17 protein-coding genes are annotated in these 20,894 nt (G+C 70.8%); 12 read left to right on the forward strand and 5 right to left on the reverse strand.

From position 1 onward, the window contains the following. The first annotated feature begins 29 nt into the window (after nt 1-29). The 10 genes from R0232_RS01835 (at nt 30) to R0232_RS01880 (ending at nt 12,591) form a co-directional block, all read left to right on the forward strand. Nucleotides 30-1,073, forward strand: a complete 1,044-nt coding sequence (locus tag R0232_RS01835) for a rod shape-determining protein (protein WP_057591261.1) — start codon at nt 30-32, stop codon at nt 1,071-1,073. Between the two features lie 84 nt (nt 1,074-1,157). Beyond that, nucleotides 1,158-2,171 (forward strand): rod shape-determining protein MreC, encoded by a 1,014-nt coding sequence (gene mreC, locus R0232_RS01840; protein WP_431511069.1) that lies wholly within the window; start codon nt 1,158-1,160, stop codon nt 2,169-2,171. Further along, nucleotides 2,168-2,689, forward strand: a complete 522-nt coding sequence (gene mreD, locus R0232_RS01845; protein WP_093344091.1) for a rod shape-determining protein MreD — start codon at nt 2,168-2,170, stop codon at nt 2,687-2,689. The genes mreC and mreD overlap by 4 nt, the downstream gene beginning before the upstream one ends. A 2-nt stretch (nt 2,690-2,691) precedes the next feature. Next, nucleotides 2,692-3,468 carry a hypothetical protein gene (locus R0232_RS01850; protein ID WP_431511070.1) on the forward strand — a complete coding sequence of 259 codons (777 nt, stop codon included), beginning with the start codon at nt 2,692-2,694 and terminating at the stop codon, nt 3,466-3,468. Nucleotides 3,469-3,494: 26 nt separating this feature from the next. Next, entirely contained in the window at nt 3,495-5,465 is a 1,971-nt protein-coding gene (gene mrdA, locus R0232_RS01855; protein ID WP_203203792.1) for a penicillin-binding protein 2, read from the forward strand. 233 nt (nt 5,466-5,698) lie between these two features. Beyond that, complete coding sequence (gene xylF, locus R0232_RS01860; protein ID WP_093344096.1) at nt 5,699-6,721, forward strand: D-xylose ABC transporter substrate-binding protein; 1,023 nt, start codon at nt 5,699-5,701, stop codon at nt 6,719-6,721. 95 nt (nt 6,722-6,816) lie between these two features. After that, nucleotides 6,817-8,007 carry a sugar ABC transporter permease gene (locus tag R0232_RS01865; protein ID WP_431511071.1) on the forward strand — a complete coding sequence of 397 codons (1,191 nt, stop codon included), beginning with the start codon at nt 6,817-6,819 and terminating at the stop codon, nt 8,005-8,007. Nucleotides 8,008-8,009: 2 nt separating this feature from the next. Beyond that, entirely contained in the window at nt 8,010-8,810 is an 801-nt protein-coding gene (locus tag R0232_RS01870; protein WP_431511072.1) for an ATP-binding cassette domain-containing protein, read from the forward strand. A 25-nt stretch (nt 8,811-8,835) separates the two neighbouring features. After that, nucleotides 8,836-10,011: an ROK family transcriptional regulator gene (locus R0232_RS01875; protein WP_093344100.1), complete on the forward strand. Its 1,176-nt coding sequence runs from the start codon at nt 8,836-8,838 to the stop codon at nt 10,009-10,011. Nucleotides 10,012-10,191: 180 nt separating this feature from the next. Beyond that, a complete protein-coding gene (locus tag R0232_RS01880) occupies nt 10,192-12,591 on the forward strand; it encodes a membrane-bound PQQ-dependent dehydrogenase, glucose/quinate/shikimate family (RefSeq protein WP_431511073.1) in 2,400 nt (799 codons plus the stop codon). Here the strand turns inward: R0232_RS01880 and R0232_RS01885 are convergent. The 4 genes from R0232_RS01885 to R0232_RS01900 form a co-directional block, all read right to left on the reverse strand. Next, nucleotides 12,588-13,583, reverse strand: a complete 996-nt coding sequence (locus tag R0232_RS01885; RefSeq protein WP_093344103.1) for a Bug family tripartite tricarboxylate transporter substrate binding protein — start codon at nt 13,581-13,583, stop codon at nt 12,588-12,590. The two genes, R0232_RS01880 and R0232_RS01885, sit on opposite strands and share 4 nt — an antisense overlap. A 43-nt stretch (nt 13,584-13,626) precedes the next feature. Continuing rightward, nucleotides 13,627-14,499 (reverse strand): isocitrate lyase/PEP mutase family protein, encoded by an 873-nt coding sequence (locus tag R0232_RS01890; protein ID WP_093344104.1) that lies wholly within the window; start codon nt 14,497-14,499, stop codon nt 13,627-13,629. Nucleotides 14,500-14,580: 81 nt separating this feature from the next. Then, the gene (locus R0232_RS01895; RefSeq protein ID WP_431511074.1) at nt 14,581-15,096 is read right to left on the reverse strand and encodes a 3-isopropylmalate dehydratase; all 516 of its coding nucleotides are present in this window, start codon (nt 15,094-15,096) and stop codon (nt 14,581-14,583) included. Beyond that, the gene (locus tag R0232_RS01900) at nt 15,093-16,364 is read right to left on the reverse strand and encodes a 3-isopropylmalate dehydratase large subunit (protein WP_431511075.1); all 1,272 of its coding nucleotides are present in this window, start codon (nt 16,362-16,364) and stop codon (nt 15,093-15,095) included. Before R0232_RS01900 ends, R0232_RS01895 begins: the two co-directional genes overlap by 4 nt. 123 nt (nt 16,365-16,487) lie before the next feature. On the opposite strand from R0232_RS01900, the gene R0232_RS01905 reads away from it, so the two are divergent. Then, nucleotides 16,488-17,336 (forward strand): IclR family transcriptional regulator, encoded by an 849-nt coding sequence (locus tag R0232_RS01905; RefSeq protein ID WP_208509402.1) that lies wholly within the window; start codon nt 16,488-16,490, stop codon nt 17,334-17,336. Between the two features lie 10 nt (nt 17,337-17,346). On the opposite strand, the gene R0232_RS01910 is transcribed toward R0232_RS01905, so the two are convergent. Next, nucleotides 17,347-18,615, reverse strand: a complete 1,269-nt coding sequence (locus R0232_RS01910; RefSeq protein WP_431511076.1) for a helix-turn-helix domain-containing protein — start codon at nt 18,613-18,615, stop codon at nt 17,347-17,349. Nucleotides 18,616-18,749: 134 nt separating this feature from the next. Here R0232_RS01910 and R0232_RS01915 point away from each other — a divergent pair, with 134 nt between their 5' ends. Next, on the forward strand, nt 18,750-20,879 hold the full coding sequence (locus R0232_RS01915) for a PQQ-dependent dehydrogenase, methanol/ethanol family (RefSeq protein ID WP_431511077.1): 2,130 nt from the start codon (nt 18,750-18,752) through the stop codon (nt 20,877-20,879). Nucleotides 20,880-20,894: the final 15 nt, after the last annotated feature.

The raw sequence follows: 20,894 nt of genomic DNA on the forward strand, positions 1-20,894 counted from the left end.
CGCAGCCCGTGCTCCAGAGGATTCCGCACATGTTTGGAGCTTTCCGTCGGTACTTCTCCACCGACCTCGCGATCGACCTCGGCACCGCCAACACGCTCATCTTCGCCCGCAACAAGGGCATCGTGCTGGACGAACCCTCGGTCGTCGCCATCCGCCACGAAGGCGGTCCGCATGGCAAGAAGGTGATCCAGGCCGTCGGCCGCGAGGCCAAGGCCATGCTCGGCAAGGTGCCGGGCAACATCGAAGCCATCCGCCCGATGAAGGACGGCGTGATCGCCGACTTCGTGATCACCGAGCAGATGATCAAGCAGTTCATCAAGATGGTGCACCCGCGCACGCTGCTCACGCCGAGCCCGCGCATCATCATCTGCGTGCCCTGCGGTTCCACCCAGGTCGAGCGCCGCGCCATCAAGGACGCGGCCGAGGCCGCGGGCGCGACCTCGGTCTACCTGATCGAGGAACCCATGGCCGCGGCCATCGGCGCCGGCCTGCCCGTGAGCGAAGCCTCGGGCTCGATGGTGGTCGACATCGGCGGCGGCACCACCGAGGTGGGCGTCATCAGCCTCGGCGGCATGGTCTACAAGGGCTCGGTGCGCGTCGGCGGCGACCGCTTCGACGAGGCCATCATCAACTACATCCGCCGCAACTACGGCATGCTGATCGGCGAGCCCACGGCCGAGGTCATCAAGAAGAGCATCGGCTCGGCCTTCCCGGGCTCCGAGGTCAAGGAAATGGAAGTCAAGGGCCGCAACCTCTCCGAGGGCGTGCCGCGCAGCTTCACGATCAGCAGCAACGAAGTGCTGGAAGCCCTGACCGACCCGCTCAACAACATCGTCTCGGCCGTCAAGAACGCGCTCGAGCAGACCCCGCCCGAACTCGGCGCCGACATCGCCGAGCGCGGCATGATGCTCACCGGCGGTGGCGCGCTGCTGCGCGACCTCGACCGCCTGCTGGCCGAGGAAACCGGCCTGCCGGTGCTGGTCGCCGAGGACCCGCTGACCTGCGTGGTGCGCGGCTGCGGCATCGCCCTCGAGCGCATGGACCGGCTGGGAAGCATCTTCACGAGCGAGTGAATGCAGCGCCGCCTCCATCGGCCGGCCCCCGCTTGCGCGGGCCGGCCTTTTGTCATCTGATGCCGCAGCACCCGACCTGATCCCATGCCCCTGGGCACGCTCGACCGCACCGCGCCACCCCTGTTCAACCAGGGGCCATCGGCGCTGAGCAAGCTGATCTTCTTCAGCACGCTCGCGCTTTTCCTGATGGTGGCGGACGCCCGCTTCCACATCGTGCAGCCGGTGCGCCAGGCCATCGCGGCCGTGCTCTACCCGGTGCAATGGGTGGCGCTCAAGCCCGTGCAGTTCGTGGTGGGCGCCGGCGGCTACCTCGAGGACCTGCAGACCGCGCAGAAGAACGAGGCCGACGCCCGCAAGGCGCTGATGCTGCAGGCCGAGCGCGCGAGCCAGGCCGACACGCTGGCGCAGGACAACGCGCGGCTGCGCGCGCTGCTCGAGCTGCGGCAACTGCAGCAGACGCCGGGCCGCGCGGCCGAGGTGCTGTACGACGCAGCCGATCCCTATACGCGCAAGATCGTCATCGACCAGGGCCTGGCCCAGGGCGTGGCGCCGGGCTCGCCGGTGATCGACGCGCAGGGCGTGCTCGGCCAGGTGACGGCGGTGCAGCCCTTCACGAGCGAGGTCACGCTGGTGATCGACCGCGACCTTTCCATTCCCGTGCAGAACACCCGCACCGGCGTGCGCAGCGTGGCCTTCGGCGATGCCTCGGCGCATGGCGGCGGGCTCGAGCTGCGCTTCATGGCCGCCAACGCCGACCTGCAGGAGGGCGACCTGCTGTCCACCAGCGGCGTCGACGGCATCTATCCCGCCGGATTGCCGGTGGCGAAGATCGAGCGCATCGAGCGCCGCGCCGACTCGGCCTTCGCGCGCATCTACTGCGTGCCGCTCGCGCACGTGATGGCCGCGCGCTACGTGCTGGTGCTGCAGCCCACGGGGGCGCCCTCGGCACCGCCGCCGGCGGCCGCGGCCGCGCCGGCGCCGCGCCCGAAGAAGGCCGAAGGCAAGGCCGGCGCGGCCGTCAAGGGCGCGGAGAAGGCGTCCGAGAAGAACGGCGCCGCCGCCGCCGCTGCAAAGAAACCTGCGGAGGCCGCGCGATGATCAAGCGACCCGGCCAGCAGCAGCTGTTGCTGCCCGTCAGCCCCGTGTTCATGTGGGGCAGCCTGGTGGTGGCCCTGCTGATCAACATGGTCCCGATCGGCCGCGCCGCCTGGATGCCCGACCTGCTCGCGCTGGCGATCGTGTTCTGGGGCGTGCACCAGCCGATGCGCGTGGGCATCGGCGCCGCTTTCGTCTTCGGCCTGCTGATGGACGTGCACCAGGCCTCGATGCTCGGCCAGCATGCGCTGTCCTACACCACGCTGGGCTTCTTCGCGATCACCATCCACCGCCGCCTGCTCTGGTACCCGGTGCTGTCGCAGGCGCTGCAGGTGCTGCCGCTGTTCGCGCTGTCGCAGCTGATCGAGATCGTCACGCGCATCCTCGGCGGCGGGGTGTTCCCGGGCTGGTCGGTGCTGATCTCGCCGGCCGTCGAGGCCGCGCTGTGGCCGCTGGCCACCTTCGTGCTGCTGGCGCCGCAGCGCCGCACGCCCGAGCCCGACGAAAACCGTCCCTTGTGACCATGTCCGTCGCCGGGCCTTCCCTGCCGCCGTCCGTGCAGGCCTTCGTGGATGCCGCCCTCGTGGTCGGCGACCTCGGGCTGCCGCAGTGGTATCCCGAGCCGGGCGGCATCGATGCCTTCCAGGTCGGCTACCGCTCGCACGGCCATACCGGCGAGGACCTGAGCAGCGAGGCGCCGGGCCAATGGCATCCCGCCTGGCTCGCGGTGGCGGCCAACTACTTTCGCGATCCCTACTTCATCGACCTGCGCGAGGCCGACGCGGGCTATCCGGTCTGGTGGGCGCCGGCCTCGGCCGGCCGCTGGACGCCGTCGCCCGTGGCCGCGTCGATCGAGCGCTTCGGCGCGCTGCTGCAGTCGCTGGCGGCGCTGGGCGACGACCCGGGCGCGATGCTCGCGCGCATCGAGCGCGAGCCCGGCACCGAGGGCGCGCCCTGGCGCGAGATTCGCGCCAACCTCGCCGAGGCCATGGATGCGCCCGAAGAGGAGGAACCGTCCGCGCCGGTCGACCCCGCGCACTGGACGCGCGGCGCGCTGGTGCTGCGCGATGCGGGCGCGCGCCGCGTCGAGATCGCGCAATGCCTGGTGCGGCTGCTCGGCGTCGCGCCGGCACGCGCGCTCGCGCTGCTCAAGGCGCTGCCGCTGGAACTGTGCAGCGGTTTCCAAACTCATCTGGAAGCCGACCTGCGCAGCCTGCGCGCGCTCGGCGCCACGGTGGACTTCGTGCCCGCCGGCACCGGCGATACCGGGCCGGTTGCCTCGCCACCGCATGAAGCCTAAGCTCATCCATTGACCGTTCGCCGCCCATGACCGAAATCCGCAACGTCGCCGCCGACCTCGCGCGCTTCAAGCGCCGCGTGATCGTGATCGGCCTCACGGTGCTGTTCGCCTTCGGGCTGCTGTCGTCGCGGCTGATCTACCTGCAGGTCACGCGCCACGAGGACCTGGCCGAGCAGGCCGAGAGCAACCGCACGGCCGTGGTGCCGGTGGTGCCCAACCGCGGGCTGATCCTCGACCGCAACGGCATCATCCTGGCCTCCAACTACTCGGCCTACACGCTCGAGATCACGCCCTCGAAGGTGGGCGACGTCGAGCAGACCATCGACGACCTGACGCAGGTGGTCGAGGTCTCGCCGCGCGACCGGCGCCGCTTCAAGCGCCTGCGCGAGGATTCGCGCAGCTTCGACTCGATCCCGATCCGCACCCGCCTGAGCGACGAGGAGGTCGCGCGCTTCGCGGCCCAGCGCTACCGCTTTCCGGGGGTGGAGATCAAGGCGCGGCTGTTCCGCAACTATCCGCAGGGCGAGCTCGGCTCGCACGTGCTCGGCTACATCGGCCGCATCAACCAGCGCGAGAAGATCGCGATGGAGGACTGGGACGAGGAAGAGCAGGCCAACTACAAGGGCACCGACTACATCGGCAAGCTCGGCATCGAGCAGAGCTACGAGAAGACGCTGCACGGCCAGACCGGCGTCGAGCAGATGGAGACCTCGGCCGGCGGCCGCGCGGTGCGCCGGCTCGCGAGCCATCCGGCCACGCCGGGCAACACCGTCATGCTGTCGATCGACATCAAGCTGCAGAAGCTGGTCGAGGAGATGTACGGCGACCGGCGCGGCGCGCTGGTGGCGATCGATCCCAAGACCGGCGAGGTGCTGGCCTTCGTGAGCAAGCCCACCTTCGACCCCAACCTGTTCGTCGAGGGCATCGACACCGAGAGCTGGCAGGCGCTGACCGAGTCGATCGACAAGCCGCTGCTCAACCGCGCGCTGCGCGGCACCTACCCGCCCGGCTCCACCTACAAGCCCTTCATGGCGCTGGCCGCGCTGCAGACCGGCAAGCGCGGCGCCAGCGTGGTGGTCAACGACCCCGGCTACTTCAACTTCGGCGGCCACCGCTTCGGCAGCCCCGAGGGCAACTTGGGCGGCGTCGACATGCGCCGCTCGATCCAGCTGTCGAGCAACATCTACTACTACTCGCTGGCCAACGAGATGGGCGTGGACATGATCCACGACTTCATGAAGCCGCTGGGCTTCGGCCAGATCACCGGCATCGACCTCGGCGGCGAGGTGCGCGGCGTGCTGCCGAGCACCGAGTGGAAGCGCAACACCTACAAGCGGCCCGAGCAGAAGAAGTGGTACGCGGGCGAGACCATCTCGCTGGGCATCGGCCAGGGCTACAACACCTTCACCATGCTGCAGCTCGCGCAGGCCACCGCGATCGTGGCCAACGGCGGCATCAAGCACAAGCCGCACCTCGCGCTCGCCACGCGCGACACCGTCAGCGGCCAGGTGGTGCCGCTGCCGCAGCCGCCGGGCGTGAACCTGGGCCTCACGGCGGCCAACATCGCCGTCATCCGCGAGGGCCTGACCAGCGTGGTCACCAGCGGCACCGCGCGCAGCGTGTTCGCGGGCGCGGGCTACCAGGCGGCCGGCAAGACCGGCACGGCGCAGGCCGTGACGCAGGCGCAGAACACCAAGTACAACGCACGCGCGCTCGAGGAGCACCAGCGCGACCACGCGCTGTTCATGGCCTTCGCGCCGGTCAACGATCCCAAGATCGCGCTCGCCGTGATCGTCGAGAACGCGGGCTGGGGCGCCGGCGCCGCCGCGCCGATCGCGCGCCGCGTGTTCGACTACTGGCTCTCGGACCAGTACCCGAGCGAGGCCGACATGGCGGCCGTGCGCATCGGCAAGGCCGGCGCGCCGATGGGCAAGCCGCGCGTGGCCAGCGAGGTCGCCTGGCCGGCCCCCGCGCCGGCGAACGCACCCGCGCCCTGAGCCGGGGCGCCTCCTTTTCCCCCGTCCGTCCGACCTGCTCGGGGAATTCCCCGATGCCCCCGCCGCGCCTGCGATGGGATAGTTAGTTCGCCAGCCAAACTAAGTAGCGCCAAGGTTCTCAATCGGGTCCGCGGCGAACCACAGGCGTGGCATGGGGCGGGTTCCGGCCTTCGCGCGCCGGTCCCGAAGCACAGGCCGCCTGCACCGGGCGACTCAACACTGGAGAGACATCGATGCAACTGAAACACACCCTGGCCGCCATGGCTTTCGGTCTGACGGCCGTGGGCGCCATGGCCCAGACCGTGGTCGGCGTGAGCTGGTCCAACTTCCAGGAAGAACGCTGGAAGACCGACGAGGCCGCGATCAAGGCGCAGCTCGAGAAGCTCGGCGCCAAGTACATCAGTGCCGATGCGGGCGGCTCGCCCGAGAAGCAGCTCGGCGACATCGAGGGCCTGATGGCCAAGGGCGCGAAGGCGCTGATCGTGCTGGCGATGGACAAGGACGCGATCCTGCCCGCCGTGACCAAGGCCACGCGCCAGAAGGTGCCCGTGGTGGCCTACGACCGCCTGATCGAGGCGCCCGGCGTGTTCTACATCACCTTCGACAACGTCGAGGTCGGCCGCATGGAGGCGCGCGAGGTGCTCAAGGTCAAGCCCAAGGGCAACTACGTGATCATCAAGGGCTCGCCGAGCGACCCGAACGCCGACTTCCTGCGCGCGGGCCAGCAGGAAGTGCTGGCCGACGCCATCAAGAAGGGCGACATCAAGATCGTCGGCGACGAATACACCGAGGGCTGGAAGCCCGAGGTGGCGCAGAAGAACATGGAGCAGATCCTCACCAAGAACGGCAACAAGGTCGATGCCGTGGTGGCCGCCAACGACGGCACGGCCGGCGGCGCGGTGGCCGCGCTCACGGCCAAGGGCCTGCGCGGCATCCCGGTGTCGGGCCAGGACGCCGACTTCGCGGCGCTCAACCGCATCGCGCTGGGCACGCAGACCGCCACCATCTTCAAGGACTCGCGCGAGCTCGGCCGCGAGGCCGCCAGCGCCGCGCTGGCGCTGTCGCAGGGCAAGCCGGTCGAGAAGGCCGGCACCTGGAACTCGGGCCCGAAGAAGGTCTCGCTGTCCTCGCGCCTGCTGACGCCGGTGCCGGTCACGCGCGACAACCTCGACGTGGTCGTCAAGGCCGGCTGGATCAAGAAGGACGAACTCTGCAAGGGCGTCTCGGGCGCGAACGCGCCGGCGGCCTGCAAGTAGGCAGCAGACCGGGGCGCAGCGCGCTGCGCCTCCTCCTTCCACGGGCCGGCCCCCGGCGCGGCCGCCCATTCCGTTCTCTCCGAGGGAGTCTTCCCATGAGCAATCCAACCCCCGGCTGGTGGCGGCGCAGCGGCGTCGACCTGCGGCTCGTGCTGATGTGCGTGCTGCTGGCGGTGCTGGCGATCGCCTTCAACCTCATGTCGGGCGGCGTGTTCCTCACGCCCGAGAACCTCTACAACGTAGCCCAGCAGACGGCCGTGGTCGGCATCGTCTCGACCGTGATGGTGTTGATCATCGTGGCGCGCCACATCGACCTGTCGGTCGGTTCGGTGATGGGCTTCGTGGGCGTGCTGATCGCCTACCTGCAGTACACCTCGGGCTGGTCCTGGCCCACGGCCTGCCTCGCGGGGCTCGCGGTGGCGCTGCTGGTGGCCATCTACCAGGGCTGGCTCACGGCGGTGCTCGGCGTGCCCTCGTTCGTGGTCACGCTCGGCGGCCTGATGTCGTTCCGCGGCGCGGCCTTCCTGGTGGCCGACGGCAAGACCCAGCCGGTCAACGACGAGTTCTTCCAGCGCCTGGGCGGCGGCTACGACGGCGGCATCGGCGTCACGGCCAGCTGGGTGATCGCGGGGCTGGTGGCCGTGGTGCTGTTCGCGCGCATGGTGCAGAAGCGGCGCGCGCGCACGCGCCACGAGATGCCCAACGAGCCGCTGTGGATCGAGCTGCTGCTGACCGCGGTGCCGGCGGCCGTGGTGCTGCTGTTCGCGGCCGTGATGAACCACTACAAGATCGACTCGAAGGACGCGCCGCAGGGCATCCCGATCCCGGTGCTGATCTGGGCCGTGGTGGCGATCGTGCTGTCGTTCATCGTGCACCGCACGCGCTTCGGCCGCTACGTCTTCGCGATGGGCGGCAACCCCGACGCGGCGGCGCTGGTGGGCATTCCGGTCAAGCGCGTCACGCTGATGCTGTTCGCGCTGCTCGCGGTGCTGGTGACCATCGCGGCGATTGTCTCGATTGCGCGGCTGAACGCCGGCACCAACTCGCTGGGCACCGGCATGGAGCTCTACGTGATCGCCGCGGCCGTCATCGGCGGTACCGCGCTGGCCGGCGGCAGCGGCTCGATCTTCGGCTCGGTGCTGGGCGCGCTGATCATGCAGTCGCTCGACAGCGGCATGCTGCTGCTCGACGTGCCGATCGGCAAGCGCATGGTGATCATCGGCCAGGTGCTGATCGTGGCCGTGGTGTTCGACGTGCTCTATCGCCGCAAATTCGGGGAGAACTGAAGATGGCCGAGATCGACAAGACCCGGCCGCTGGTCGAGCTGCAGGAGATCCGCAAGGCCTTCGGCGGCGTGAAGGCGGTCGACGGCGTGAGCGTCAACCTCTATCCGGGCGAGGTGGTGGCGCTGCTGGGCCACAACGGCGCCGGCAAGTCCACGCTGATGAAGATGCTCGCGGGCGCCTACCCGATCGACTCGGGCGAGGTGCGCATCGCGGGCGACAGGGTCAACATCCGCACCCCGGCCGAGGCGCAGGCGCAGGGCATCGAGACCATCTACCAGACGCTGGCGCTGGCCGACAACCTCGACTCGGTGGCCAACCTGTTCCTGGGCCGCGAGAAGATGACGGCCTGGAACACGCTCGACGACCACTTCATGGAAGTGCAGGCGCGCAAGGTGTTCCAGCGCCTGAACAGGAACTTCACCAACATCCGCATCCCGGTGCGCCGCCTCTCGGGCGGCCAGCGCCAGGTGGTGGCGATCTCGCGCGCGCTGTACTTCAACGCGCGCATCCTGATCATGGACGAGCCCTGCGCCGCGCTGGGCCCCGAAGAAACGGCGATGGTCGGCCGGCTCGTGAAGCAGCTCAAGGACGACGGCGTGGGCATCTTCCTGATCACCCACGACATGCCCGACGTGTTCTCGCTGAGCGACCGGCTCGCGGTGATGAAGAACGGCAAGCTGGTCGGCACCTACCGCACCGCCGACGTCACCGAGGACGAGGTGCTCGGCATGATCATCGCGGGCAAGCGGCCCGAGGGCCGCGAGCAGGCGCCGCACGCGGCGACGGCGGTGGCCGCGGCCTGAGGCTTTTCTCCACCCGGCCTCGCGCATGAAGACCATCGGCGACCAGCAGCTGCTCAAGCGCATGAACCGCAGCGTGCTGCTGCGGCTCCTGCGCGCGCAGCCGGGGCTGTCGCGCGCGCGGCTCGCGAGCGAGAGCGGCCTCACCAAGTCGACCGTGAGCCTCCTGGTGCGCGAGCTGCTCGACGAGGGCTGGCTCAGCGAGTCGGGCGCCGCGGTGGCCGACGGGCTCGGGCGGCCCTCGACCCCGCTGCAGATCAATGTCGGCGTGCGCGCGCTCATGGGCATCGAGATCGCGGTCGACACGGCGCGGCTGGCCTGCGTCTCGCTGCAGGGCGAGGTGCTGCATTCCGACGAGCAGGCGCTGGCCGACAGCGCGCCGGCCGGCACCTGCGCGCAGGTCGCGCGCATGGCCGCGGCCGCGCACCGCCGGCTGGCCGAGCGCGGGCTGCGGCTGTCGAGCATCGGCGTCTGCGTGCCGGGCGCGGTCGACGACTGCACCGGCGAGGTCCGCTTCGCGCCCAACCTCGGCTGGCGCAACGTGCGCCTGCTGCCGATGCTCGAGGACGCGCTGGCCGCGGCCGGCCTCACGGGCGTCACGGTGCAGCTGCAGAACGATGCCGATGCCGCCGCGCTCGGCGAGTACGAGTTCGCCGCGGGCGAGGGCGAGGACCCGCTGATCTTCGTCAACTGCGACGTCGGCGTGGGCGCGGGCGTGGTGCTCAACGACCGCCTGTTCACTGGCGCGCAGGGCATGGCCGGCGAGATCGGCCACACCATCCTCGAGCTCGACGGCCCGCCGTGCTCGTGCGGCCGGCGCGGCTGCGCCGAGGCCTTCTTCGGTGCCCGCGTGCTGGCGCGCGAGGGCGTGGACATGCAGCGCGCCGCTGCGCTGTTCGGCGTGCTGCTGCAGAACCTCTGGGTCACCTTCAATCCGCGCGCCATCGTGCTTGGCGGCAAGTCCTGCGCCGAGCACCGCGGCTTCGCGCAGGCCGCCTTCGCGAGCGTCAAGCACCATGCCGACGGCGCCGGCATGCCCGCGCCCGAGCTGCGCACCGCGCGCTACGACGCGCTCGCGCCCGCCGTGGGCGCGGCCGCGCTCGCGCTGCACGAGTACCTGCGGCCGCTGCAGCCCGATGCGCGGGCGCGGCGCGCGCGGGCGGCGCTGGCCCATGCGCGCGCGGGCCTGAGCGCGCGGGTCTGAGCGCGCGGGTCTGAGCGCGCGAGTACCTTCGTCCACGCCGCGCCCGCGCGCTGCATACCTTGGTGCCCGTGCGCGCGATCTGCCGCGCCGCGCCGGGAGGCACATGCGCGAACCGCCTACGCCGGCGGGGCGCGCACAGGACTACGGTGGCAGCTTGCCCGCCGTTCCGGAGTCCCTGCCATGCCCTCGTCCACCCGTCCCCGCGCCAGCGCGCTGCTCCTCGTCCTCGCGCTGCTGATCGGACTGGCCGGCCTGGGGCTCGTCGTCGCGGGCGGCTGGCTGATCGCGCTCGGCGGCTCCTGGTACTACCTGCTCGCGGGCCTGGGCCTCGTCGCCACCGCGCTGCTGCTGCCGCGCGGCGGCGGGCGCGGCCTGATGGTCTATGCGCTGGTGGTCGCGTTCACGCTGGCCTGGGCGCTGTGGGAGGTGGGGCTCGCATGGTGGCCGATGGCCGCGCGCGGCGACCTGTTCTTCCTGCTCGGCCTGCTGCTGCTCACGCCCTGGGTCGCGCGTGCGCTCGCGCGGCGCGATGGCGCCGGCATCGTGGCCTCGCGCCGGGCGCTGAGCCTGGTGCTCGCGGCCTTCGCGGTGGCGGCCGTGCTGTCGTGGGTGCGCGGCGACGAGCGCCTCGAGGGCATCGCGCCGCAGGCCGATCCGCCCTTCACTGGCGAGGCGCTGCCGCCCGCCGGCGCCGACTGGACCGCCTACGGCGGCACCGCCATGGGCCAGCGCTATTCGACGCTGGGCCAGATCACGCCGGTCAACGTGTCGCAGCTCGAGGAGGCCTGGCACTACCGCACCGGCGACGTGCGCGGCCAGCCCGGCGATCCCGAGGAGACCACCTTCGAGGTCACGCCGCTGAAGGTCGGCGAGCGGCTGTTCCTCTGCACGCCGCACCAGTCGGTGGTGGCGCTCGACGCGACCACGGGTCAGGAGCTGTGGCGCCACACGCCGAAGATCGCGCCCTCGCTCGCGCTGCAGCATCTCACCTGCCGCGGCCTCTCGTACCAGCCGCCGCCGGCCACGGCCCCGTCGCCCAACCTCTCGGCCGATGGCGCCTGCGCCGCCAAGCTGTTCATGCCCACGGCCGACGGCCGCGTGCTCGCGCTCGATCCCGAGAGCGGCAAGCCCTGCGCGCGCTTCGGCGGCGGCAGCGGCCAGATCGACCTGTGGAAGAACATGCCCAACGTGAAGCCGGGCTCGTACTACTCGACCTCGCCGGTGGTGGTCACGCGCTCGCTGATCGTGGTGGGCGGCACCGTGCTCGACAACGTCTCGACGCAGGAGACCTCGGGCGTGATCCGCGCCTTCGACATCGAGACCGGCGCGCTGGTGTGGAACTGGGATTCGGGCCGGCCCGAGGACACCGCGCCGATCGGCCCGGGCCGGACCTACTCCGTCAACTCGCCCAACAGCTGGTCGATCTCGAGCGTGGACGAGAAGCTCGGCATGGTCTACGTGCCCATGGGCAACCAGCCGCCCGACCAGTGGGGCGGCAAGCGCACCGAGGGGGCCGAGCGCTATGCCTCCTCGGTGGTTGCGCTCGACCTCGCGACCGGCCGCGTGCGCTGGCATTTCCAGACCGTGCACCACGACCTCTGGGACTACGACGTGCCCGCGCAGCCCAGCCTGGTCGACCTGCGCGTGGGCAGCGTGCGCGTGCCGGCGCTGGTGCAGCCGACCAAGCAGGGCGAGCTGTTCGTGCTCGACCGCCGCACCGGCCAGCCCGTGGTGCCGGTGCGCGAGCAGGCCGCGCCGCAGGGCGCCGCGCAGGGCGACCGCACGGCGGCGACGCAGCCGGTGTCGGGCCTGTCCTTCGACCCGCCCGCGCTGCGGCCGGCCGACATGTGGGGCGCCACCGTGTTCGACCAGCTGGCCTGCCGCATCGCCTTCCACCGGCTGCGCTACGAGGGCCGCTTCACGCCGCCGTCGACGCAGGGCTCGCTGATCTATCCGGGCAACTTCGGCGTCTTCAACTGGGGCGGCGTGGCGGTCGATCCGCAGCGCCAGATCGCGTTCGCCACGCCGGCCTCGCTGGCCTTCGTCTCCACGCTGGTCCCGCGCGCCGACGACAGCACGCTCTACGTGCAGGGCGGCAAGCCGCCCGAGGGCAGCCTGCCCGCGCTCAACGAGAACTTCGGCGCGCCCTTCGCGGTGAAGCTCCATCCCTTCACCTCGGCGCTCGGCCTGCCGTGCCAGGCGCCGCCCTGGGGCCACGTGGCGGCGGCCGACCTGCGCAGCGGCCAGATCCTCTGGAAGCACAAGAACGGCACCGTGCGCGACAGCTCGCCGCTGCCGCTGCCCTTCGCGATGGGCGTGCCCAGCCTCGGCGGCCCGATCCTCACGGGCGGCGGCGTGGCCTTCCTCTCGGGCACGCTCGACTACTACCTGCGCGCCTACGACGTGAACAGCGGCAAGGAGCTCTGGCGCAGCCGCCTGCCCGCGGGCGGGCAGGCCACGCCGATGACCTACGAGGGCGGCGACGGCCGCCAGTACGTGGTGGTGGCCGCGGGCGGCCATGGCTCGCTGGGCACGCGCACGGGCGACCACGTGATCGCGTACGCGCTGCCCAAGCGTTAGTCCAGCTGCAGCCCCGCGTCCTGCGCCGCCTTCGGCAGGATCGCGAGTTCGCGCTTGAGCACCTCGGCGAAGGCCTCGGGGGTGTTGCCGGTCGCGGGCGCCACGCCGCCGAGGTCGTTGAGCCGCTTGCGGAAGGCCGGCTCGGCCGTGATCTTGGCGATCTTCTCGCCGAGCAGCTTGACCACCGCGGGCGGCGTCTTCGCAGGCGCCACCACGCCGAACCAGACGTCGAAGTCCACGCCGCCGGGCACGCCCTGCTCGGTCAGTGTCGGCACCTCGGGCCACAGTTCGGAGCGGCCGTTGCGCAGCTGGCCGATGGCCTTGAGCTTGCCCGACTGGATGAAGCTGCGCACGTCGCCCGTGCCCAGCAGGCCCCAGCTCACCTCGTTGGCCATCAGCGCCTGCACCAGCGGCGCGCCGCCCTTGTAGGGCACATGCGTGAAGTTGCCGTCGGCGTTGGCGTTGAAGGCTTCCGACGCCAGGTGCGAGAGCCCGCCCGCGCCGGCCGAGCCGTAGGGCATGCCGCCCTTGCCGGCCTTCCTGCCCGCTGCCAGCAGCTCCTGCACGTTCTTGTACGGCGACTTCTCGGGCACCACCAGCAGCAGCGGCGCCAGCGACACGCGCGCGACCGGCACGAAGTCCGACGCCTGGAAGCCCGCCTTCTTGTAGATGACCGGGTTGATCGACAGCATGCCCGTGAGCGTCACCGCCAGCGTGTAGCCGTCGGGCGGGCTCTGCACCACGTTGACCATGGCGATGTTGCCGCCCGCGCCGGGCCGGTTGTCGACCAGCACGGTCTGGCCCAGCTCCTCCTGCAGGCGCGGGCCCAGCATGCGCGCGGCCACGTCGGTGGCGCCGCCCGGCGGGTAGGGAACGACCAGGCGGATCGGCTTGGTCGGATAGGCCGCGTCCTGCGCCAGGGCGGCGCCGCCCAGGCCCAGGGCCAGGGATCCCGCCGTGAGGACACGGCCGATGAGGGTGAGGGTACGCACGTGTGCTCCTGATTCTTCTGATGGGAAAACGGGTGGGGCCGGCTCAGCGGACCTCGTAGTGCGCCTGCCGCTCCTCGAGCGCATGCCAGCCGATGATGTGCTTGAAGTCGGCCATCGAGGTCTGGGCGAAGGGCAGGTCGGCGAAATCGCCCGAGCGGCGGCGCGCCAGTTCGCGCAGGTTGGCCTGCACCGTGTGCACGGTGGTCAGCAGGCCCGCGATCGGATAGCTCGCGAAGGCCGCCACGCTCTCGATCTGCTCGCGCGTCAGCGCCGTCATCCAGGTGCCGGCCATCAGCATCAGCGACAGCCGGCGGCCGCAGGCCTCGCGCAGCTGCACCAGCTGCTCGTGGCGCTCGAAGGTGCGCGAGATCGGCTGGATCAGGTCGGCGCCGGCCTCGGCATAGCGCGCGGCGCGCTCGAGCGCCTCGCCCGGGTCCTGGGCATCGGTGCGCGCGACGATCAGCAGGTCGGGGTCGAGGCGCGCATCGAGCGCTGCCTTGATGCGCGCCACCGCGTCGTCGATGGACACCAGCGTGGAGGGCGCCGCCGCGGCCGGGCAGCGCTTGGGGCTGACCTGGTCCTCGAGCTGCAGCGCCGCGGCGCCGGCCTTCTCGAACTCGCGCACGGCTCGGCCCACGTTGAGCACGCTGCCGTAGCCCGTGTCGGCGTCGACGAAGATCGGTTTGCGCACCACGTTCGCCATGCGGTTCACGGTGGCGACGTTCTCGCTCAGCGTGTAGAGCTCCATGTCGGGCTGGCCCAGCAGCGCGGCCGAGACGCCGAAGCCGGTGCTGAAGATGCCGTCGAACTCGGACTGGTCGACCAGCAGGGCCGACAGCGCGTCCTGCGCGCCGCCGAACCAGAGCGTTGGGCCGTGGGTGATGCGCTGGCGCAGCGCCTGGCGGGATGAAGTCATCGTGTGTCTCCAGAAAAAGGGCGTGGCGACCCGACATGGGCGCTGCGCCATGAACTCACTGCAAAGGAAGAGAAAGAGGGCTCAGCTCGCGGGGACCACGCGGCGCTTCAGGTAGGGGATGAGTCCGCCCGCGTCGAGCATGCCGCGCTCGGAGGCCGAGAAGGGCTGCAGCATCAGCGTCTGGCCCGAGCGCAGGTTCCTCACTTCGTTGGTGTCCCAGTCCACCGTCAGCTCGTCGCCGCGCGCCGTGGCCGCGCGGATGCCGGGGCAGCTCACGAGCGGAAAGCCCATGCTGGTCTCGCCGCGGAAGAAGCCCGGCGAGAAGGATTCGGCGATCACCGCCGCGATGCCCAGGTGCCGCATGGCGCGCATGGCCGGGTAGTGCGGATGGCCGTAGCCGAAGTTGTGGCCGCCGATCAGCAGGTCGCCCTTCCGTACGCCGGCCGCGAAGCCGGGCATGTAGTCGGCCATGGCCAGCGCGGCCAGTTCCTTCACGTCGGTGATCTTGATGTTGCGCACGCCGACGATCAGGTCGATGTCGTAGTCGTCTTCCTCGAAGACCCAGGCCGCGCGGCCGCGCAGGTTCACGAGGCTCATGCCGCGACTCCCTCGCGCGCCGCCGCCAGGTAGGGCCGCGGATCGGCGATGCGGCCCTCGAGCGCCGAGGCCGCGACCACGGCCGCGTTGCAGATGTAGATCTCCGAATCCACGCTGCCCATGCGCCCGGGCGTGTTGAGCGTGCCGGTGGACACGGCGCGCTGGCCGTCGCTCATGGTGGCGATGCGGCCGAAGCAGTAGTCGCAGCTCGGCGAACTGATGAAGGCGCCGGCCTCGACCAGCACCTCGATCAGCCCCTCGCGCGCGGCCGCCGCCATGATGGCCTTGGAGGTCGGCACCACGTGCAGCTGGAAGCCCGGCTGGATGCGGCGCCCGCGCAGCACCTCGGCCGCGATGCGCAGGTCCTCGAGCCGGCCGCTGGCGCACGAGCCCAGGTAGCCGGTGTGCACCTCGATGCCGGTGTAGTCCTTGAGGTCGCGCGTGTTGGCGGGGCTCGGCGGAATCACGACGATGGGCTCGAGCGCCGAGACGTCGATCGTCACCACGCGCTCGTAGGCGGCATCGGCATCGGGGTAGACCGGATCGAGCGCGATCTTCGAGCGGCCCTGCACGTAGGCCAGGGTCTTCGCATCGGGCGCGATCAGCATCGTGGTCGCGCCCAGGAACATGGCCTGGCCGCAGAGGGTCTGGCGGCCCTCGATGCTCATGGCGTCGATCACCGGGCCGCAGAGCTCCACCACCTTGAAGCGGCAGGAGGCCGGGCCCATCACGCGCACCATGTGATGGAACACGTCGCGCGCCATCACGCCGGGCTGCAGCGTGCCCGTGAGCTCGACCTTCACGGTCGCGGGCACGGTCAGGGTCAGCGTCTCGGTCACGAAGGACTCGAGCACGCCCTTGCGCGCGCCGAAGGCGAAGGTGCCGAAGGCGCCGAGCTGGCTCACGTGGCCGTCGAAGTGCACGGCGAAGGCGCCCGGCGTGGCATAGCCGAGCTCGGCCGCGACCTGGTGGCCGATGCCCTCGCGCTCGTGCACCGGCACGCCCTGTTCCTTGCCCCAGGCGCGGGTGATCTTGTGCAGCTCCTCTTCCTTCGGCGCGGTGGCCGGCACCATGTGGTCGATGAACAGCACGAAGCGCTCGGGGCTCGACACCTTCTCGATGCCGAAGTCCTCGCGCGTCTCCTTGAAGAACACGTCGGTGTAGCCCGGGAAGTCGTAGGCGATCACGAAATCGGGCCGCGCCGTGATCTCCTCGCCGGGCACCACGCGCGGCCTGCCGGCGGCGCGGGCCAGGATCTTCTCGGTCATCGTCTGGGGCATCTTGTTCGGCTTTCGACTTCCACGATGTGGCAGTCCTTGTATTTCGATCCACCGATTACAGTCGAGCCAACTTCCTCCCCATTGGGGAGCAACCCGAATTACTGCCGCATCGTGGAAACTAAACGCCGAACCACCGCCAAGACCGATTCGCCACCGACCGCCGCCGGCGCGCGCTCGGGCACGCAGAGCATCGAGCGCGTGGTGGGCATGCTGCGCGTGGTGGCCTCGCGCGGGCGGCGCGGCATGCGCATCGCCGATGTCGTGAACTTGAGCGGCCTGCCGATGTCGACCTGCTTTCGCATGCTGCAGCGGCTCGAGGTCGAGGGCCTGCTGGTGCGCGACCTGCTCACGCGCAAGTACCACCTGGGGCCGCTGCTGCACGAGCTCGGCATGCTGGCCCAGCCGCGCTACCACCTGAGCGAGCTCTGCGAGCCGGCGCTGCGCACCATCGCCGAACTCACGCAGGACACGGTCTACCTCAGCGAGCGGCGCGGCCCCGAATCGATCTGCACCAGCCGCGCGCTCGGTGCCTACCCGATCAAGGCGCTGACGCTCGACGTCGGCATCCGCCGGCCGATGGGCGTGGGCGCGGGCGGCCTCGCGATCCTCAGCGCGTTGCCCGAGGCCGAAGCCGAACTGATCGTGGCCTCCAACGAGGCGCGCTATGCGAAGTTCGGCGCCGCCTTCGCGCCGGGCTTCCTGCGCGAAGCCATCGCGCAGACGCGCGCGCAGGGCCATTCCTTCCTCGACAGCGCGGCCACGCCGGGCGCGGCCGCCATCGGCGTCGCCTTTCCGCCCGACAACCCGATCGCGGCCGTGAGCGTGGCCGCGATCTCCAGCCGCATGGGGCCGGCGCGCCGCGCCGAGGTGGCGAAGATCATCGAGCAGCAGGTGCGCGCGATCTGCGTGCTGCTCGAATCGCAGCCGGTGGAGGCGGGCTCGGGCCGCGAGGGCGAGTGAGGAGAACGAGCTAGGCGTCGCCCGGCTCGTCGCTCCCCTGTTCCCAACTGCGCAGCCGCCGGTACAGCGTGCCGCGCGACACGCGCAGTTGCCGCGCCGCCTGCGACACGTTGCCGCCGTGCGCGGCCAGCGTCTCCTCGATCAGCTTGCGGCTGTGCTCGCGCAGCGTGCCCGCCTGCGGCGCGGCCGGCGCATCGGCGGACTGCAACACTGTTGCGTCCTCCTGCTGCATCTGCTGCACCGGCTCCTGCGCCGGCGCCGGCGCCGGCACCTCGACACGCTGCGGCAGCGCCACCGCATGCCGGAAGTCGATGCCGTTCGCGCCCTGCAATTGCGCCTGCACCCACACGCCGAGCCCGCTGGCCAGCCGCAGCGGCTGCGCCGATTCGCGCCGGCCCAGCCGCAGCAGGCTCGCGAGGTCGTGGCCCAGCAGGCACTCGACGCCGCGCTCGTCGGCATGCTCGGGCAGGTGGCCGATCAGGCGCGCGCCCGCGCCGTTGAGCCAGGCGATGGTGCCGTCGGCCGCGATGCCCGCCAGCCCCTCGAGCGGCGTGCCCAGCAGCGTGGGGCTGGCCTGGAAGCGCAGGATCAGCTGCTCGCGCGACTGCGCCTGCAGCAGGCGGTTCTCGATCGTGGTCGCATAGACCGCGACCATCGAGGCCGCGTCGAAGCCGAAGCGCTGCGCCTCCACCGTGAGATCGAGCACGCCCGCGAGCCGGCCGTCGACGTCGCGGATCGGCGCCGCGGCGCACTGCATCTCGCGCAGCACGTCGAAGTAGTGCTCGGCGCCGTCGACCGTGCAGGCCAGCCCGGTGCTCGCGACGATGCCGGGCGCGGTGGTGCCCACCACGCGCTCGGAGATGTTCACGCCCACGCGCGCGGTCTTGCGCAGCACCGGCTGGTGCGCGGGCGCGGGCTCGTGCGTGACGTGCACCACCACGCCGTCGCGGTCGGTGAGGATCACGCGGCAGTCGGTGCCCGCGAGCGAGTGCTCCATGCTCGCGAGCTCCTGGCGCGCCACCTCGAGCAGCTCGCGGTTGCGCGCCAGCGTGGCATGCAGCCGGCTCGGCGTCACGGGGTCGAAGGGCACGATGCGCTGGCGGTCGCTGTGGGTGCGGCTGCAGCGCATCCACGACTGCAGCACCGCCTCGCCGACGAGGCCCGAGGGCCGCACGCCTTCCTCGAAGAACTGCTGCCGCGCGAGCGCCACGCGCTGTGCCGGCGTGGTGGCGAAGAGTTGGCGCGGCGCGTTCGCCGTGCCCAGCCTGTCGAGGGTCATGTGCCATCGCCTCCGTGGGGGACCGGGGACCAGCATCGAATGTGTTCCGCAATGGAACAGCACCGGATCGGGGAAATCCCGAAGGTGAACGCATGCGCCGCTCGGACGATTCTCTGGGCACAAGGAGACCCACGATGACGAGAAGAAGGAATTCCTCCGGGCTGCCGGCGCTGGCCGCCGCATGTCTGTTCGCGGTCGCATCGATCGCCGCGGCGCAGGGCAGCGGGCCCTCGCCGCAGGACCGTGCCGCCGCGGCCGCCCAGCGTGTCAATGGCAGCTTCATCCGCGCCAACGCGGCGCAGAAGCAGACGCCCGACTGGCCCAGCATCGGCCTGGACTACGCCGAGACCCGCTTCAGCAAGCTCGACCAGGTGAACGCGGGCAACGTGAAGCAGCTCGGCCTGGTCTGGTCCTACGACCTGCAGTCCACGCGCGGCGTCGAGGCCACGCCGCTGGTGGTCGACGGCATCATGTACGTCACGGCCTCGTGGAGCGTGGTGCATGCGATCGACACGCGCACCGGCCAGAAGCTGTGGACCTTCGATCCCGAGGTCGATAAGTCCAAAGGCTTCAGGGGCTGCTGCGACGTGGTGAACCGAGGCGTTGCGTTGTACGAGGGCAAGGTCTACGTGGGCGCCTACGACGGCCGCCTGATCGCGCTCGATGCCGCCAGCGGCCGCAAGCTCTGGGAGAAGAACACCATCGAGGGCCAGAAGGGCAGCTACACCATCACCGGCGCGCCGCGCGTGTTCAAGGGCAAGGTGATCATCGGCAACGGCGGCGCCGAGTACGGCGTGCGCGGCTACATCACGGCCTACGACGCGGCCAGCGGCGAACAGAAGTGGCGCTGGTTCACCGTGCCCGGCGATCCCGCCAAGCCCTTCGAGAACGAGGCCATGGCGCGCGCCGCCAGGACCTGGGACCCCGACGGCAAGTACTGGGAGGCCGGCGGCGGCGGCACCGTGTGGGACTCGATGGCCTTCGATCCCGAGCTCAACCTGATGTACATCGGCACCGGCAACGGCTCGCCCTGGGCCCACAAGGCGCGCAGCCCCAAGGGCGGCGACAACCTCTACCTGGGCTCGGTGGTCGCGCTCAATCCCGACACCGGCAAGTACGTCTGGCACTACCAGGAGACGCCCGGCGACAACTGGGACTACACCTCCACGCAGCCGATGATCCTGGCCAACATCAAGGTCGACGGCAAGCAGCGCAAGGTGGTGCTGCATGCGCCGAAGAACGGCTTCTTCTTCGTCATCGACCGCACCAACGGCAAGTTCATCTCGGCGAAGAACTTCGTCGAGGTCAACTGGGCCACCGGCTTCGACAAGAACGGCCGCCCGATCGAGATCGCCGCCGCGCGCCAGAACGAGAAGCCCGGCGACAGCATCCCCGGCCCCTTCGGCGCGCACAACTGGCACCCGATGTCCTTCAATCCGCAGACCGGCCTGGCCTACCTGCCCGCGCAGCACGTGCCGCTGAACCTGATGGACGACAAGGACTGGAAGTTCGACCAGAACGCGCCGGGCCGCCCGCATGCCGCGCTGGGCTGGAACACCGGCAAGTTCGCCAACGTCGAGCCGCCCACCAGCAAGCCCTTCGGCCGCCTCGTGGCCTGGGATCCGGTCAAGCAGAAGGAGGCCTGGGGCGTGGACTACGCCTCGCCGTGGAACGGCGGCACCCTGACCACCGCGGGCAACCTGGTGTTCCAGGGCACGGCCGACGGCCGGCTCGTGGCCTACGACGCGCGCAACGGCGACAAGCTCTGGGAGACCCCCACCGGCACCGGCGTGGTCGCCGCGCCCGCCACCTACATGGTCGACGGCAAGCAGTACGTGTCGGTGGCCGTGGGCTGGGGCGGCGTCTACGGCCTCGCGCAGCGCGCCACCGAGCGCCAGGGCCCGGGCACCGTCTACACCTTCGCGGTCGGCGGCACCGCCAAGATGCCGGACTTCGTGCAGTACCGCATGAGCAAGCTGGTGCAGGGCGTGAAGTACGACCCCGCCAAGGTCCAGGCCGGCACCATGCTCTACGTCAGCAACTGCGTCTTCTGCCACGGCGTGCCGGGCGTGGACCGCGGCGGCAACATCCCGAACCTCGGCTACCTCGATTCCGCGTACATCGAGAACCTCGACAAGTTCGTGCTCAAGGGCCCGGCGATGGCGCGCGGCATGCCCGACTTCACGGGCAAGCTCTCGACCGACGACATCGAGAGCATCAAGGCCTTCATCCAGGGCACGGCCGACGCGATCCGCCCGAAGTGAACCGGCCGGGCCGCG

The organism is Variovorax sp. DAIF25 (genome assembly GCF_050711835.1).
In the GTDB taxonomy this organism is placed as follows: Bacteria; Pseudomonadota; Gammaproteobacteria; order Burkholderiales; family Burkholderiaceae_C; genus Variovorax.

Coding starts and splice junctions, on each gene's coding strand:
- R0232_RS01915 (WP_431511077.1), top strand. CDS start 18,750: ATGACGAGAAGAAGGAATTCCTCCGGGCTGCCGGCGCTGGCCGCCGCA.
- R0232_RS01850 (WP_431511070.1), top strand. CDS start 2,692: ATGTCCGTCGCCGGGCCTTCCCTGCCGCCGTCCGTGCAGGCCTTCGTG.
- mreC (WP_431511069.1), top strand. CDS start 1,158: ATGCCCCTGGGCACGCTCGACCGCACCGCGCCACCCCTGTTCAACCAG.
- mrdA (WP_203203792.1), top strand. CDS start 3,495: ATGACCGAAATCCGCAACGTCGCCGCCGACCTCGCGCGCTTCAAGCGC.
- mreD (WP_093344091.1), top strand. CDS start 2,168: ATGATCAAGCGACCCGGCCAGCAGCAGCTGTTGCTGCCCGTCAGCCCC.
- xylF (WP_093344096.1), top strand. CDS start 5,699: ATGCAACTGAAACACACCCTGGCCGCCATGGCTTTCGGTCTGACGGCC.
- R0232_RS01895 (WP_431511074.1), bottom strand. CDS start 15,096: ATGAGCCTCGTGAACCTGCGCGGCCGCGCGGCCTGGGTCTTCGAGGAA.
- R0232_RS01900 (WP_431511075.1), bottom strand. CDS start 16,364: ATGACCGAGAAGATCCTGGCCCGCGCCGCCGGCAGGCCGCGCGTGGTG.
- R0232_RS01865 (WP_431511071.1), top strand. CDS start 6,817: ATGAGCAATCCAACCCCCGGCTGGTGGCGGCGCAGCGGCGTCGACCTG.
- R0232_RS01910 (WP_431511076.1), bottom strand. CDS start 18,615: ATGACCCTCGACAGGCTGGGCACGGCGAACGCGCCGCGCCAACTCTTC.
- R0232_RS01880 (WP_431511073.1), top strand. CDS start 10,192: ATGCCCTCGTCCACCCGTCCCCGCGCCAGCGCGCTGCTCCTCGTCCTC.
- R0232_RS01875 (WP_093344100.1), top strand. CDS start 8,836: ATGAAGACCATCGGCGACCAGCAGCTGCTCAAGCGCATGAACCGCAGC.
- R0232_RS01870 (WP_431511072.1), top strand. CDS start 8,010: ATGGCCGAGATCGACAAGACCCGGCCGCTGGTCGAGCTGCAGGAGATC.
- R0232_RS01890 (WP_093344104.1), bottom strand. CDS start 14,499: ATGACTTCATCCCGCCAGGCGCTGCGCCAGCGCATCACCCACGGCCCA.
- R0232_RS01835 (WP_057591261.1), top strand. CDS start 30: ATGTTTGGAGCTTTCCGTCGGTACTTCTCCACCGACCTCGCGATCGAC.